We start from the raw sequence: 15297 nt of genomic DNA on the forward strand, positions 1-15297 counted from the left end.
GAACAATTCTTGCGCAACACTCGCGCAACAAATGCGCAATAAATCCGACAAAACCTGCCAAGTTTGCCTAACTGCGCAACTGATTCGACACGAGTTGTACAAGACCAACTGACGAAGTGTACAAAAATATGACTGACTCTTTTTGCAAAACGCCGAAATTAAGCAAATCAAGCTGGATATATTGCGATTTTGCAACAAGAGTGCTATTCTTTTATATAAGAAATGTAAAAACCAGGTAGGCGGCGGCAGAAAAAGGCTGCTGCGTATTTTTAACTAGGTTGCGCACCAGCGGTTGCGCAACGAGAAAGGGGCCAGCCCCTTTCTATTCCACAGCGGGCTGTGGAATAAAAAGCTCTGTCAGGCAAGGGAGGGCAAGCAGATGACAAAGAAATTTTCTGTACTGCAGCGCACAGCGGCATTGCTGGCCGCTCTGTGCCTGCTGGCGGGCTTGGCTCTGCCCGTCTGCGCGGAGGGTGCCGCCGACGCCCTTTCTGTGCAGAATGTGGAAACGATGCAGCAAGGAAACGACCCCACCGCCGAAATCCTGCCGGATGAGCAGACCGACGAGGACAAGACCGCCCCGGACGGCGCGGCTGCCGCGACCCCAACCCCCACGCCGACGGCAACGCCCACCGCGACCCCGACCCCCACGCCGACGGCAACGCCCGCCGCGACCCCGACCCCCACGCCGACGGCAGCGTCTACCGCGACCCCAACCCCCGTGCCGACGGCGACCCCCACGGCGACCCCCACCCCGAAACCGACGCCCACCGTGACGCCGATACCGGATGACGAGGAGAACGGCGAAAGCAAAGAAAAATTTGTAACCTTCGCGGCAGTCAATGCAGTTGCGGAGGGCGGCAAACCGGTAGACGGCACGACGTACACCTTCTACTTTGCCCCGCCTACCGACTGGGGCGAAGAGGTTGAATTCAGAGGCAAGCGCGGCTCGGGTAATGATGACAGGGATACTGAGATATTCTGCACAATGAACCGAGTCACAGGCTATAGGACCAATGATGGTACAAAACGCCCAATTTATTTCGTGCGTCTGCGATACAAAAATGGCGATGGATCGGCAGAATGTTCATGGGGCGGTTATGTATATATAAAGTTTACATCAAAATCAGGTGAGCATACCATTCAAATGAATGGGCCTAACAACTGGCTGTCTATTGATGCCATGGGGGACCATATCTTTGACGCAGGCGGGCTGAGTGATGGAACAACCATAACATGGGACGGCAGTCGCCTGAAACCCTACGCCGAGGTCGCCCAGCAGATTCCCTACACCGACCAGGAAATCTCGTTTCAAAACAAAACGGGGAGCACTCTCACCGGTATCAAAGTGACGTTCTACGAAAAAGTCGATGATGAATACAAGGCAGTCGGCAAGACAAAGACCATTGAATCGCTTGCAGCAGGCGAAGTTTTTAAGGGAATCAAGATTCCGAGTGATTCTTGCCGCTATGTCGGCTTCACCGATGAAAACAACCACCCCATCGGCAAAACGTACTATAACTTCTACAACGATGACGTTGCTTCGGATGAGGTAGGTACATTCCAGTATAACGCCGAAACGAATTACTGCTTTATCTACAAAGGGTCGTCTGACGTCCAGTGGGGCGAGCCCAACAAAACACGCATTTACTTTGACGCGACGTTCTCGGATATGTCGTATAGTAGAGATTCCGCAACGACAGACGGAATGCCGGGAAACGACGGAAAGCTCTACTATATCCTGACCGGAACCGACAAAGATGATACGTTGAAAGGTGAGATGATCCGGCTGGAGGATAGTTCCGAGTCAAGACACCTTTGGTATGTAAATGTCCCGGAAGGCTACACGAAAGTACAGTTCTCCGATACAGCAACCCCGCCGAAGGACAATATCAATGGCCGTGCAACGGACACGCTGACATGGGGGAACCTGGAAGAGCCGTGCTTCTATGCGGACACCGGCGATGACATTACCTACGGCGGCGATTATCGGGATGGCTATTGGGGTAAAAAATCTGATATCCGCGATGCGGAAGCGGGCAAGAAGGCTGAGGGCAAGAAAGCTGAGATAGTAAAGCTGGATACCGGTATCTTTACGCCGCAAAACGATGTGAAGTATATCGACAGTACCCTGTATGACTACTACTCGGACTACGAGCTGAACGGAAAAACACGTAAAGAAAATGATTACCAAGACACTCGAACACATCGAGCATATGTTGAATTTGAGCAATTTGACCGCGCATTGAGCGATTATTACAAGGATTATGTGCCGTCGTCGCCAGAGAAAAAGGTTCAGTATCCATTGTATACAGGGCATTTCCAGCCAAATGAAATGGACTGGGACTGGTTTAGCAAGATTGCTGCTAATCTTGACCTGTATGGATGGGGCAACAGCGATAGCTTGTATAATACGTTTATGGCAGTCAACAATGCAAACGTTGATGTAGATGGTAATACTAACAATAATCATAGCCTTGATTCGAGTACCTTCCAAGGCTTGGTAAGCGATAAGCGCGACGGAAATCATAACCCGACCCTGTACGGAACAAATTTGGCAGAACCGCACTTTAATGAAAAATTTCTGACCGGAGAAAACTCTGCAAAGGCTGTACTGGGCAAGGTCTACAAAGATGTTGCGTTCCCTTTTAAGCAGAAGAACGTTTTTAATGGGACAAACGGCGATTCCAAGGAAGGCGAAGCGCAGTATTGGTACTATGATAGCAACGAGACGCCGCTGTATTTGAAAAAAGATACAAGCAAAGAAGGCGGCTATTACCTTGACAGCCCTATAAATGATGAGGAAAAAAACCACTCTCGAAATCGTAATACAGTAAATGGTGAGGAAGACGGCTACGGCTTCTTCCCCTTCAACCAATATGAAGGCAATCATGTCAACCGGTACAACTACGGTTACGGTGCTAAACTGCAATTTGACTTTACGTTGACAGAGGACGGCAAGGTCGTAGTAGGAAAAGATGAGAGCAAGAAAGTCCCCATCAAGTTCTTCTTCTCCGGCGATGATGATGTGTGGGTGTTCATTGATGACCAGCTGGTGCTGGATGTCGGCGGTGCCCATGCAAAAGCGCAAGGTCTGCTGGAGTTTGGCGAGGACGGCGAAAACAACACCGTTACATCCTACGTCAGCGACATCAAAGCCAGCAACAACAAAGAGCGCAACAACAAAGAGAGCAACAACCTATATTATGAGTCGCTGGGAAACAACTACAAAAACGTAAAGTTTAATAAGACGAATTATCAGTTCAAATGGAAGAGCAACAAGCCGATGACGCTCCCCAAGAACACCAAGCACACCCTTACCATGTACTACATGGAGCGCGGTATGTGGGAGTCCAACATGGCGGTGGCGTTCAACTTCCCGGACCATAACGAGCTGCAGGTGGAAAAACAGGTCGATGCGACCGGGGTTCGTAACTCGCTGAAATCCTACTTCGCGGATTCCACCCTCCAGTTCAAGGTCGGCATCAAAAACTGGGCGACCCATTATGCCGCACTGAACCCGACGGCAACAACGGATGCAGGCGGCAGCTCCGGCATCGGCTTTACGACCAAGCAGTATACCATCCCGGACTACGGCTCGGTAGCGGCGGGCGGTCTGAAGGAAGCGGTCGGGGCGCAGTATACCACCAGCAAGGACGATAAGACCCACACGGTGGTGAACAGCGACGGCACGTTTGACCTGCAAAACGGCGAAACCGTCACCTTTGCGGACCAGTTCCGGCGCGGCAGTTATATCTCGCTGCAAGAGGATCTGCAAAAGGACGCCGACCAGAAACTGTATGACACCACCTGGGAAATCTACGAGAACGGCAAGCTCGTCACGAAAAGCGTGAACGATGGCGCAGTTGACCTTGTAAAGGATGCTCCGCAGAAAATGCAGGGCGATGGCACAACCCCGGATGATGGCCGTATGGAAGTGTACAAAGGGGGCAACGACGAAGACGGACAGCCGTTCGATAACACCGGCTACAAAGTAACCCAAAAGCCGGAAAACTCCATCGTGTTCCGCTCGTACAGTAACCCGGAGCGTACAGACCAGTTCACCAAGTTGAAGGTGAAATTCATCAACAAAGTCAAAACCGGCTCGCTGAGCATCGCCAAACAGGTGCCGCCGGACGAGGAAACGACTTTTTTGGGGAAAACGTACACCTTTACCGTGCAGTACTCGAACATCGGCGGCCTGGGCGGCGACAAGGTAGTAACCGAAACAGTTGAAGTTCCAGTCGGCCAAATCCGTACGCTGGACAAGATACCGATTGGCACGAAGGTTACAATCACAGAAAACACCCCGGCGAATCAGTATATCAAGAGCGTCACCGTGAACGGCGAACCGTCGGCAGACGGCGACAAAGCCTGCGTCAATATTGTTGCAGACACGCCGGACACGAGCGACAGCAGCAACACGACACCCGGCGTTCGGGTGGTGTTCACCAACACGGCACGCAAGCCGATCACGATTGATGTAAAAAAGACATGGCAGAATGCCAAAGGTGAGGAGCTTATCACCGGCCTGCCGACATCGATTTGGATCAAATTGCAGCGCCGCCATGCGGGCAGTACGAAGGATACGGACTGGACATATGTGCCGGACACGGCAGTTGAACTGACGAAGGACGACGCTGGAAAGTGGACACACACGTTCCCCGGCATGGATGCCTATGACATCATCGGCCCTACCTATTATGAGTACCGCGTGGTGGAATCAGATGCGAAAACTGGCGATTACAAAGCCGACGGCACGCTGAAACTGGGTGACTATAATTACCAAGTTGACAGCAAAACGAGAATCATAACGAACAACGATGATTCGGTATCGCTTACCCTGACCAATAAGCAGGTGCCGCCGGTGTATGAGCTGGCTATCACCAAGCAGGGCCTTGACGAGAACGGCAAAACCGAGCCGCTGAACGGCGTGGAGTTCAAGCTGGAAAAGCTGAACGACAACGGCGTTGATACGACGTTTAATGACGGCAAGGGTTCCATGACCGGGACGACCGAGAGTGTTGACGGCAACGCGGGCAAGTGCAGTTTTAAAAAACTGTCTGAGGGCAGCTACCGTTTGACGGAGCTGAAAACCGTGGACGGCTACAACCTGCTGGCCGCACCAATCGAGTTTACCCTGCAAAAAGACGAATGCCGGATAAACAACACGGTGCAAGAAAAAATGGTTACAGGCAACGCCGCAAGCGGCTACACGGTGAGTTTGACCATCAACAACCGCAAGGGCTTTACGCTGCCGCACACCGGCGCGGACGCCCCCAGCCTGTGGCTGCTGATCGGCCTGCCGCTGCTGGTGGCCGGGCTGCTGGTGCTGGTATTCCGCTACAATCGGAAAGGGGGCAAGCGTTCCTGATATGGCCCCCGATTTCCCCGCTACGATAATCTTAAAAAGAAAGAGGTTATGACAGATGAAACTAAAACGTTTCCTTACCGGCGTCCTCAGCGCCGTAATGGCCCTCAGCGTCTGCGCCCTCCCCGCCGCCGCGGAAGGCGCAACCACCAAGGATAATACGCCTGTCTGGAAAACAGGCACTGGCAGTATTACAATTCATAAGTATGATTTTACAGGTTCTGGAAATACAGCTAACGGCAACCCGGATCAAGCAGTACCGCAGGGAGCAACTGCGCTTGGCGGCGTCACGTTCCATGTATATAAAGTGCAGGATGTAGAGTGGCTAAAGGCGTATTACAGCGGTGAAGGTACGGTTGAAGATAAAGACCTTAGTAAGCTAGACCCAAGTGACTACTACGAATCGATAGACTATGAAAACGATAAAGTTACTTTTAAAACGGGTGTGACGGCTGAAGACAAGAAATCGAAAGAGACTACTGCAGATGGTTCGGCAACATTTAGTGGTTTGGAATATGGTCTGTACTTGGTTGTTGAGACAAAAGCGCCGAAGAAGGTTACCAAGCGCACGGATCCGTTTTTGGTTTCTGTCCCGATGACGCGGACGGTAGACTATACCAAAGATTCTAAGGTTTCCGAAGCAAATGCCGACTGGCTGTATGATGTACACGTTTATCCGAAAAACAGCACTGCCATGGGTACAGTGACGATTCAGAAAGAGTTCTATGTAGGAAACGATAAGCAGAACGCTTTAGCAGGGGTCAGCTTCGGATTGCAGAAGCAGCAGGACAATAAAACGTGGATTGACGTTACATATGATGATGAAGAAAAAAAGGCTTATACGTTGACTACGGATAGCACTGGCAAACTTGTTATTGAGCACTTGCCGGTAGGTGTATATCGGGTTTTTGAGAAAGAGTATACGGGCGACAGCAAAAAGGGCGGCTACATCCTGGATGGAGCAAAGTATGAATTTGAAGTCACGCAGGACAGCAAAATCAAGTACAATGGTAAGACCGATACCAGCCTGACACTCACTTTAGCAAACCATAAACCTGACCTGAAAAAGGAAGTTCCGGTAGCTGGAACGCCTTCGGCTTGGGGAAATGTAGCGCAATATGGCAAGGACGATGTGATTCCTTACAAAATCACAGTGACTATCCCCCAAAATATTGATAAGCTGGGCGTATTTACGGTCAGTGACTCTCCGAAGGGCTTGAAGGATAATAAGAGTAGCATCTCGATTGCAAATCTGACAGCAAATACACACTATGAAGTGAAGGATAATGCTGACAATGCGAACGGCTTTGTTATTGAGTTTAAGCCGGACCAAATGGGAGATTTCGCAGGGAAGAAAGTTGAAATTACTTATAACGCTACATTGGCTGAAGGCAATGAGCTTACGATTGGCGGCAACGGCAACGCCAATAAAGCAAAGCTGGTTTACACGAACGAAATCGACGAGAACGGTATTCCGGTTACTGGCAAGGAAAATCACATTGAGGATAGTGCAGCGGTTTACACGTTTAGCATTCAAATCAACAAGACGAATGAAGACGGCAATGGATTGAGCGGTGTTACGTTTGACCTGTACAAAAAAGTTAGTACGACTGGCGCAGGCACAGCGGTCGATGCAGAAACATACAAAAAGGTTGGGCTTGAGGCTCCCGGCGACGGCATGAAGTGGGTCTTTGTACAGACTTTGACATCGGGTAAAGATGGAAAAATCGATACAGCAGATTATGGTGATGGCCGTAATACGAACTATATTGCAGGTTTGGCAAATGGCGAATATTGGTTGGTTGAAACGAAAACTGTTAATGGCTATAATCTGCTGAATGGGCCGGTTAAACTTGAGCTGAACATCAAGGCAACTGAAACTTGGAGCGAGACGACCGTTGACGAAAACGGAAATGTAACCAAGCATGGCAAAGTGACGTCAACAACGTATAATGGCGGCGAAGGCAACAATTCGTATGTTCTGAAAAACATTGTCAACCGTAAGGGCTTCCAGCTGCCTGTCACCGGTGGTTTTGGCACACTCCTGTTCAGCGGTATCGGCGTGCTGCTGGTGCTGGCCGGTGTGGCGGTGCTGTTCAGCATGAAAAAGAAGAACGACCGCGCTTAAAACCGCATGATGCAAACACCAAAAGATAATTAGAAGGGTAAACCCATAGGGGAAGGGCCGGGATTGGCTCTTCCCCTATGGTGGTTATGGGGGTATAATATAAGGCAAAGGGGATATGGCGGGGAGAAATCCCTCCGGCCGCCGATGGCGGCCACCTCCCTTTGACAAGGGAGGCAGAATCCCTCTGGCCGCCGATGGCGGCCACCGCTCCCCTTCTGGCGCTTCGCGCCACCTCCCCCGTCCCGGGGGAGTCTGTCTTTGACAAGGGCGGCTTGCGGGCCGATGCAGGCATCGGCCCCTGCAAATTGCCACAGATATTTTTCCCCCCACGAACAGAAAGGCACACCTATGGATACCACAGGCAAATTAAAACTTGGATTTGCGGCGCTGATGATTCTGTCGGGCATCGGCGTGGCGATGTACCCGGTCGTCAGCAACGCGGTGGCACAGCGCCATGCGTCGGCGGTCATTGACAGCTACGACGATACCGTCCAATCCATGGATACAGAAAAGCTCGATGCTGCAAAAGAAGCGGCCCGCAGCTACAACGAACAGCTCAGCAATGCCGTGGGCCGCGACGCGGCGGGCGAAGCCGCCGACACCGGCACAAGCTATGTGGACCTGATGGACGTGGGCGAGAGCCTGGGTTACATAAAAATCCCCAAAATAGACGTCAATCTGCCGATTTATGAGGGCACCAGCGACGAGGTGCTGCTCAAGGGCATTGGCCATCTGGAAGGGTCGAGCTATCCGCTTGGCGGCGACAGCACCCACAGCGTGCTGACAGGCCACCGCGGCCTGGCCGAGGCCGTCCTGTTTACCGATTTGGACAAAATGCAGGAAGGTGACAAATTTTACCTGCACGTCATGGACGAAGTCCTAGCCTACCAGGTCGACCAGGTCAAGGTCGTAGAGCCGGAACACACCGAGGATTTGGAAATCATCCCCGGCGGGGACTACTGCACCCTTGTCACCTGCACGCCCTATGCCATCAACACCCACCGTATGCTGGTGCGCGGCGTGCGCGTGCCCTACAACGGCGAGGACGAGGACGCCGACACCCCACAGGCCGTGCAGTACCAGGCATTGAACACCGGCAACATCGTCAAGCGCGTGGTGGACGCCTGGCCGTGGATCAGCGTGACCGGCAGTATTATCATCGGCGGCGAGGCGCTGCTGCTGCTTTTGCTGCTGCACCGCTGCAAAAAGCGCGAGGAGGAAGACTGATGAAACGCCTGCTGCTGCAAATTTTTGCGTGGCTTGCCATACTGGTGGGCGCGGGGCTGATGCTGCAGCCGACGGTCAGCCAATACCTGACCCGCCGCAAAAGCACCGCCGCCGTGGAAACCTTTGTGCAGTCTGCCGCCGAGTCCGCCGCCGTGGCCGCTGACGACCCTGCTGCCGAAAACACGCGCCCCTACGCAGATTTATACGACGCCCTGCAAGCCTACAACGCGGAAATCTACGCCGCGGGCCAAAGCGGGCTGAAGGACCCCTTTGCCTACGAGACGCCCGCCTTTGACCTGACGGCCTACGGCCTGCCCGATGATATGATCGCCGCGCTGTGGGTGCCGCGCCTGGATTTAGATTTGCCGGTGTATCTGGGGGCCAGCACCGAAAACATGGCCCGGGGCGGCGCACTGCTGGGGCAGACCTCGATGCCGCTGGGCGGCGCGAACACCAACACGGTCATTGCCGCCCACCGCGGCTACTACGGCGCGGAGATGCTGCGCAACGTGCAGCAGATACAGATCGGCGACAAAATCACCCTGACCACGCCGTGGGAGACTCTGACCTACCGCGTGTGTGAACTGAAAATTATACAGCCGGACGACATAAATGCGATACTGATACAGCCGGGACGGGATCTGTTGACCTTGACGACCTGCCACCCCTACACCCAGAACACCCAGCGCTACCTGGTCATTGCCGAGCGCGACCCCGACGCCGCCCCCGCCACCCATGAGGAAGATTTGGCCGAGTGCGCGGGCAGCTGGGACGCCGCGCCCCGCCAGGTGACAGTGGAAAGCCCCGACGGCACCGCCGCCGTGGAGGAAATCGCGCCCGAGAGCATCAGCCCGCTGCCGAACGAGGGCAGCGGCGAGGATGCGGGCGGGGCGTACTCCAACTGGATGATCTGGCTGGAAAACAACGCCCTGTGGGCAGGAATTGTGCTGATTGCCGCCGTGGTGGGATGCGGGCTGATCCTGCGCCGCCACAGAAAGGACTGACCGATGCAGACACGAGAAAAAGCGCTGGCCGTGACGGCCGAGGTGGGCAAGGCCGTACTGGGCAAGCCCGAAGCAATTTTGAAAATCATGATGGCAATGCTGGCCCGCGGCCATGTGCTGGTGGAGGATATCCCCGGCGTGGGCAAAACCACACTGGCCCAGGCGTTTGCCCGCGCTATGCAGCTGACCCAGAACCGCGTGCAGTTCACACCGGACGTATTACCGTCTGATATTGTGGGGTTTTCGCTGTACCAAAAAGAGACCGGCAAGTTCGTTTACCACCCCGGCGCGGTGGCCTGCAACCTGTTTTTGGCCGATGAGATCAACCGTACCAGCGCCCGCACCCAATCCGCCCTGCTGGAAGTCATGGAGGAAGGTGCGGTGACGGTGGACGGCGTGACCCGCAAGCTGCCCCAGCCCTTCACCGTCATGGCGACGGAAAACCCGGTTGGCTCGATCGGTACGCAGATGCTGCCGGAGTCGCAGCTCGACCGTTTTATGGTCTGCGTGGTCATGGGCTACCCCGACACCGAGGCCGAAATGGAGATTTTGACCCGCCAGCCGCGCCACGGTCTGTTGGACCGCGTGCAGCCGGTCATGGACCAGAACGACCTGCTGACCATGCAGGCCGAGGTGGACAACATTTATATGAGCAATGAAATTTTGCGGTATATCGTAGAGCTTTCCCAGGCGACCCGCAAGGACGCACGCCTGGCGCTGGGGCTTAGCCCCCGTGCGTCGCTGGCTGTGGCCGGCATGGCGCGGGCCGCGGCGTACCTCTCGGGGCGGGAGTTTGTCGTGCCCCAGGATGTGACCGCGATTTTTGCCGACACCGCGCACCACCGCCTGAGCCTGACCGAGCAGGCCCGCACCGGCGGGGAGACGGTGGAAAACGTGATCGCCGACGTGCTGCACACTGTGCCGCGCCCCCGCCCGGAGAAACCGACCCATGGCAGGTAAGGTGGGCTGCGGCCTGCTGCTGGCCGTGCTGTTTTGCGCCGCCGCGGTCAGCCGTGCGCCGTTTGTGGTGTTCCTGCTGGCGCTGGCGATGGTGTTCACCGCGTTTTTGTGGTGGGACGCCCGCACGCTGCGGCGGCAGGTGACGGCGGCCTTGCAGCTGCCCGCCAAACCGGTGCGCCCCGGCGAGGCATTTGCCGCGACCATGCACCTGCAAAACGCCGGGCGGCGCACCGTGCCTGAACTGCGGGCCGTGCTGCGGGCCGAGGATGCCGAGAGCGGTACGGCCATCGAGCTGCCCTGTGCCGCCATGCTGGCCCCGGGCGGCCGCGCCGACCTGCGGGTGACGCTGCGGGCCGCCAAAAGCGGGCTGTGGCGGTTCAAGCTGCAAAGGCTGACGGTGCGGGACCACTTGGGCCTGTTTGCGGCGGACTGCCCGCCGGACGGCCAAACGTGGGAGCTGTGCGTGCTGCCGCCCGCCGAGGGAGAGGCCGACGGCGCGGGCAATACCCCGCAGAACCGCGCCGAGCAGGAGAGCCGCGCGGGACAGGACATTGCCGACGGCGTCTACGACCTGCGCCCCTACCGTGTGGGGGATCCCTTAAAACAAATCCACTGGAAATTGACGGCCAAGGTGGACGAGCTGACCGTGCGGGAGCCGCTGGGCACGACCTACCGTGCCGACCCGGCCGGCACGCTGCTGGCCGAGGATGGCGGCACCCCGCCGCCCGTGCTGCATTTTGGGCGGGCGGCTGTGACCCGGCTGCGCACCCTGACCCGCCGCAAGGCCGCCGACCCGGACACCGGGCTGGAATTTGTGGACCGCGTGCTGCTGCCCCAGCAGGGGGCGGCGGCACGGCCTGTTCTGCGTGGCTGCGTTGATTTCTCGATACTTTTGCTGCTGACGCTGGGGCTGCTGGCGGCGGTGAACAGCGCGTTTTCGCTGGCGCTGCCCGCCTGGATCTGGTCCGGCGCGGCGGCGCTGTGCGCCTTGTGGCTGGCGCTGTGCTATGCGCCGCTGCCTGCCGCTGCCAAGCGCGGGGCTGTGCTGGCGCTGGCCGTGGGGTATCTGGTGCTGCTGTTTTTGGTGCAGCGGGACTTCCTGCGCGGCATGGATGTCTTTGCCAACGCCGTGAAGCTATGCTTGAATACACGTTTCAACGCGGATTTTGCCGTGGGTGAAGCGGGTGCGTGCGGGCTGTTTGTGCTGCTGGCGCTTGTGCCCATCACGGCGTTTTTTGCCGCTGTGACGGTTTGGCGCAGCGACGCGCTGCTTTTGGATTTGGTATTGCTGCCTGCCGTGGTGCTTGTGCTGCTGGCGGGCGCTGGCGGCGGAGCTGTGGGCTGGCTGCTGCTGCTCCTGGGCTGCGTCGGCGCGTGGGCGGCGGCGCGGTCGGTGCGGCGCAGGCGGCTGTGGGGCAAAAAAGATTCCACCGTTTACACTGCGAATGTGGAAAACTTCCTCACGACCCAGAAAACCACCGCCGCCGGGATGATGTTGGTCTGCGCGGTGCTGTTCCTGCCTGCGCTGGTACTGCGCCCGGTGCTGGCCCTGCCTCTGGATGCTCTGCAGCCGGTGACGGAGCGCGCCCGGGCGGCGGCTCTGGGGGCGGCCATCGAGTGGCTGCCAAAAATCAGCGGCGGGGCGTTGAACTTTCACGTCAGCGCGGCGGCGGGCGGCGTCGAGGACGGCAGCCTGACCCAGAGCGACGGCCTGGCCCTGCAAGGGCTGGAGGATTTACTCGTCACGACCGATGAGAAGCCGACGGAGACGGTCTACCTGCGCGGGTTTATCGGCGCGGAATACGATGGGCATAGCTGGCAGCCTGCGGACGCCGAGCAGTTCGACAATGCCGCCGCCAGCTGGAAGACCGACGGTGACAGCCGTTTGGCAATCGCGAACCTGCCGTTTCTGCGGGCCGCTTACGATGGTGCCGCACCGCAGCAGATGACCGTGCAGCGGCTGCACGCCGGCGATACCTACACTTTTGCACCCTATAACGCCTATTTTAACGACTACTACCGCCTGGACGGCGACGGCGCGGCAGCAGGCCAGACCGCGCAGGACGACACGTTCTACTACTTCCCGCGCGGGGAGGCAAAAACGCTGCTGACCGCCCGTGCCGACGCGGATCCCAGTGTGCTGGACCGGCTGGAAAGCGCCTACGCGGCCTACGCCGAGAGCCGCTACCTGGCGACGCCCGACGGCGCAGACTACGGCACACTGCAAGAATTTTGCGATGCAGCGGAAAAAGAACACAAACTGACCGGCGACGCCGACGCGATACGAACCTTTGTGCGCAGCTACCTGAACGAGCACTGCACCTACACCAGTGACCCGCCCCAGCCAGCCGACGGGGCCGACCCGGTGTTGTATTTTCTGAACGAGAGCCATGCGGGCAGCAGCACGCAGTTTGCGTCGGCGGCGGTGGTGCTCTGCCGGATGCTGGGCCTGCCCGCCCGCTATGTGGTGGGCTATGCCGCCCCCCAAAGCCTGTTTGTCGAGAGTGACGGCGGCTGGCAGGCCGTTTTGCAGGACGACAACGCCCACGCCTGGGCCGAGGTGTACCTTGCCGGGCAGGGCTGGACCCCGCTGGAAACGACCCCCGGCATGGTCAGCGAACTGACCGAGGATCAGCTGGCCGCCAACGCGAACGCTGTGCCGACTGCCGATGATGCCGAGACCCCGCTGCCCGCCGCAACGCCCGCGCCGGAGGCGGACCCGACCGCCCCGCAGGCCCGAGCTTTTTGGTGGCTGCTGCCGCTGGCGGCGGTGCTGGCCGCGCTGGCCGTGTGGGGCATTGCCCGTGCACGGCGCACCCCGGCCGATACTGTGCGGGCGGAGTTCCGCGCGCTGTACAAAAAGATGTGCCGCTGCGGCCTGAGCGAAGGGGTATCCTCTGATCAGGAAGGGTTTAAACAATTTTTATGGGAACACACCAAAACGGCGGCCCCGCAGGATGTGGAAACGCTGCTGGCGCTTGTGCAGACGGCGCAGTTTGCGCCGGAGCCGGTCAGCGCGCAAACCGCGCAACAGGTACGCGGCTTGTGCCGCATACTGCGCAAAAATTTACACAGGTAATTGCCGGAAAATATGTGATATTCTCCAGGGGGGAGAAGTAACAAGAGCAAATAACGCCTTGACGCGGCGCTTCAAACCTATTATTATAGTAGTGAAATGCAATAGGGAGATGAAATCATGGCGCGATTGCCGAAAAATGACAAAGTTGTGGACATTGGAACGATCGCTGCGGCTTTGGGAGTATCAAAAACAACGGTATCCCGGGCAATATCCGGCAATGGCCGTGTGGGCGCAGCGACCCGTCAGCGCGTACAGGACTACGTGAAGGAGCATAACTACACCCCCAGCGTGATGGCACGCGGGCTGGCAATGCGCTGCTCGTACAACATTTCGCTGGTGATCTCCAAGCAGTTCTCTGATTTTGAGATGCCGTTTTTGCGCAAGACGATGCGTTCGGTCTATCAGGCGGCGGAGGATTGCGATTACGATGTGCTGCTGACCCTGGTAGGCGAGAACGAGACACGCCCGGTGGAGCGTCTTTTGGACAACCGCAAGATCGACGGCCTGATTCTGACCCGCACGCTGGAACGCGACCCGCTGATCCCGCTGCTGAAAAGCCGCAAGCTGCCCTTTGTAGCCATCGGCCGCCCCGAGGATCCGACCGTGATGTCGGTGGATCATGACCAGGTCGGCGGCTGCCGGGAGCTGACCAGCCTGCTGCTGATGAAGGGCATGAAGCGGATCGCCCTGCTGGGCGGCACGATGCTGTACACCGTCAATATGTCGCGCCTGGAAGGTTTCAAGCAGGCCTATGACATGATGGACCAGAAAATCGACGAGAGCCTGCTGTTTTTGGAGCTGGAAACCGACGACCTGCGGATGCAGGCCGTGAGCCAGGCGTTGGAGCGCAAGCCGGACTGTATCCTGTGCATGGACGACCGGCTGACCCTGTTGGCGATGAATATGCTCAAGCAGCAGGGTGTGCGGGTGCCGCAGGATATCCGCGTGGCGTCGCTGTATGACAGCAGCGCGCTGGCTGAGTCGTCGCCCGCCATCACGGCGGTGCAGTTTGACGCCTACGCCCTGGGCCGCAAAGCGACCCAGCAGCTTTTGCAGGCGCTCAAAGGCCGCGAGGTGGAGACCCGCGTGGAACTGGGCTACCAGGTCAGTATGCGGGAATCGACGAAAACCTGAGATAGGGTATATAATAAGTATATTAGGCAGCACGCCGTGGAAACGGTGCGCTGCCTTTTTGTAGGGGCGGCATATATGCCGCCCCTACAACTCCACAAAAAAATGAATCGCGTAATGGCGGCAAACGCACCGGGAGGGATGAATCCCTCCCCCCACATGGGGATAGAGTCAAGAAAAATAGAGGCGGATGGTGGTGCGATTTGCCGTGAAAACTGCGCAACATATGGAAACGGTTGCGCAACAAAGGAACCGTTTCCGACAAAAAGCGACCTGTTTTTTGAAATATTTCCACAAAAACAGGTATTCTAATTTGTGCAAGGTTCCAATCTTGGATAAAATCACCAAAAAACGATTGATTTTTCGCTATTTATGGTGTATTATAATATCAATCCGA

Annotated in this window: 7 protein-coding genes; all 7 read left to right on the forward strand. The window is 56.8% G+C overall.

Annotated features, from left to right (window positions below; all coding sequences use genetic code 11):
• Positions 1–379 precede the first annotated feature (379 nt).
• The 7 genes from ACZO0A_RS01285 to ACZO0A_RS01315 all read left to right on the forward strand — a co-directional run bounded on the left by ACZO0A_RS01285 (position 380) and on the right by ACZO0A_RS01315 (position 14903).
• The gene (locus ACZO0A_RS01285) at positions 380–5374 is read left to right on the forward strand and encodes a SpaA isopeptide-forming pilin-related protein (protein ID WP_486845934.1); all 4995 of its coding nucleotides are present in this window, start codon (positions 380–382) and stop codon (positions 5372–5374) included.
• 55 nt (positions 5375–5429) lie between these two features.
• A complete protein-coding gene (locus tag ACZO0A_RS01290) occupies positions 5430–7499 on the forward strand; it encodes a SpaH/EbpB family LPXTG-anchored major pilin (protein WP_302375716.1) in 2070 nt (689 codons plus the stop codon).
• A 348-nt stretch (positions 7500–7847) separates the two neighbouring features.
• Complete coding sequence (locus ACZO0A_RS01295) at positions 7848–8726, forward strand: class C sortase (RefSeq protein WP_486845936.1); 879 nt, start codon at positions 7848–7850, stop codon at positions 8724–8726.
• Entirely contained in the window at positions 8726–9730 is a 1005-nt protein-coding gene (locus ACZO0A_RS01300; protein WP_302149391.1) for a class C sortase, read from the forward strand. Before ACZO0A_RS01295 ends, ACZO0A_RS01300 begins: the two co-directional genes overlap by 1 nt.
• A gap of 3 nt (positions 9731–9733) precedes the next feature.
• Positions 9734–10690: an AAA family ATPase gene (locus ACZO0A_RS01305; RefSeq protein ID WP_486845938.1), complete on the forward strand. Its 957-nt coding sequence runs from the start codon at positions 9734–9736 to the stop codon at positions 10688–10690.
• Complete coding sequence (locus tag ACZO0A_RS01310; protein ID WP_486845940.1) at positions 10680–13769, forward strand: transglutaminase domain-containing protein; 3090 nt, start codon at positions 10680–10682, stop codon at positions 13767–13769. Before ACZO0A_RS01305 ends, ACZO0A_RS01310 begins: the two co-directional genes overlap by 11 nt.
• A 117-nt stretch (positions 13770–13886) precedes the next feature.
• Positions 13887–14903, forward strand: coding sequence for a LacI family DNA-binding transcriptional regulator (locus ACZO0A_RS01315; RefSeq protein WP_294779608.1), 1017 nt, complete (start codon positions 13887–13889; stop codon positions 14901–14903).
• The last annotated feature ends 394 nt before the right edge of the window (positions 14904–15297 follow it).

The organism is Gemmiger sp. (genome assembly GCF_057431175.1).

Coding starts and splice junctions, on each gene's coding strand:
- ACZO0A_RS01285 (WP_486845934.1), top strand. CDS start 380: ATGACAAAGAAATTTTCTGTACTGCAGCGCACAGCGGCATTGCTGGCC.
- ACZO0A_RS01290 (WP_302375716.1), top strand. CDS start 5,430: ATGAAACTAAAACGTTTCCTTACCGGCGTCCTCAGCGCCGTAATGGCC.
- ACZO0A_RS01295 (WP_486845936.1), top strand. CDS start 7,848: ATGGATACCACAGGCAAATTAAAACTTGGATTTGCGGCGCTGATGATT.
- ACZO0A_RS01300 (WP_302149391.1), top strand. CDS start 8,726: ATGAAACGCCTGCTGCTGCAAATTTTTGCGTGGCTTGCCATACTGGTG.
- ACZO0A_RS01305 (WP_486845938.1), top strand. CDS start 9,734: ATGCAGACACGAGAAAAAGCGCTGGCCGTGACGGCCGAGGTGGGCAAG.
- ACZO0A_RS01310 (WP_486845940.1), top strand. CDS start 10,680: ATGGCAGGTAAGGTGGGCTGCGGCCTGCTGCTGGCCGTGCTGTTTTGC.
- ACZO0A_RS01315 (WP_294779608.1), top strand. CDS start 13,887: ATGGCGCGATTGCCGAAAAATGACAAAGTTGTGGACATTGGAACGATC.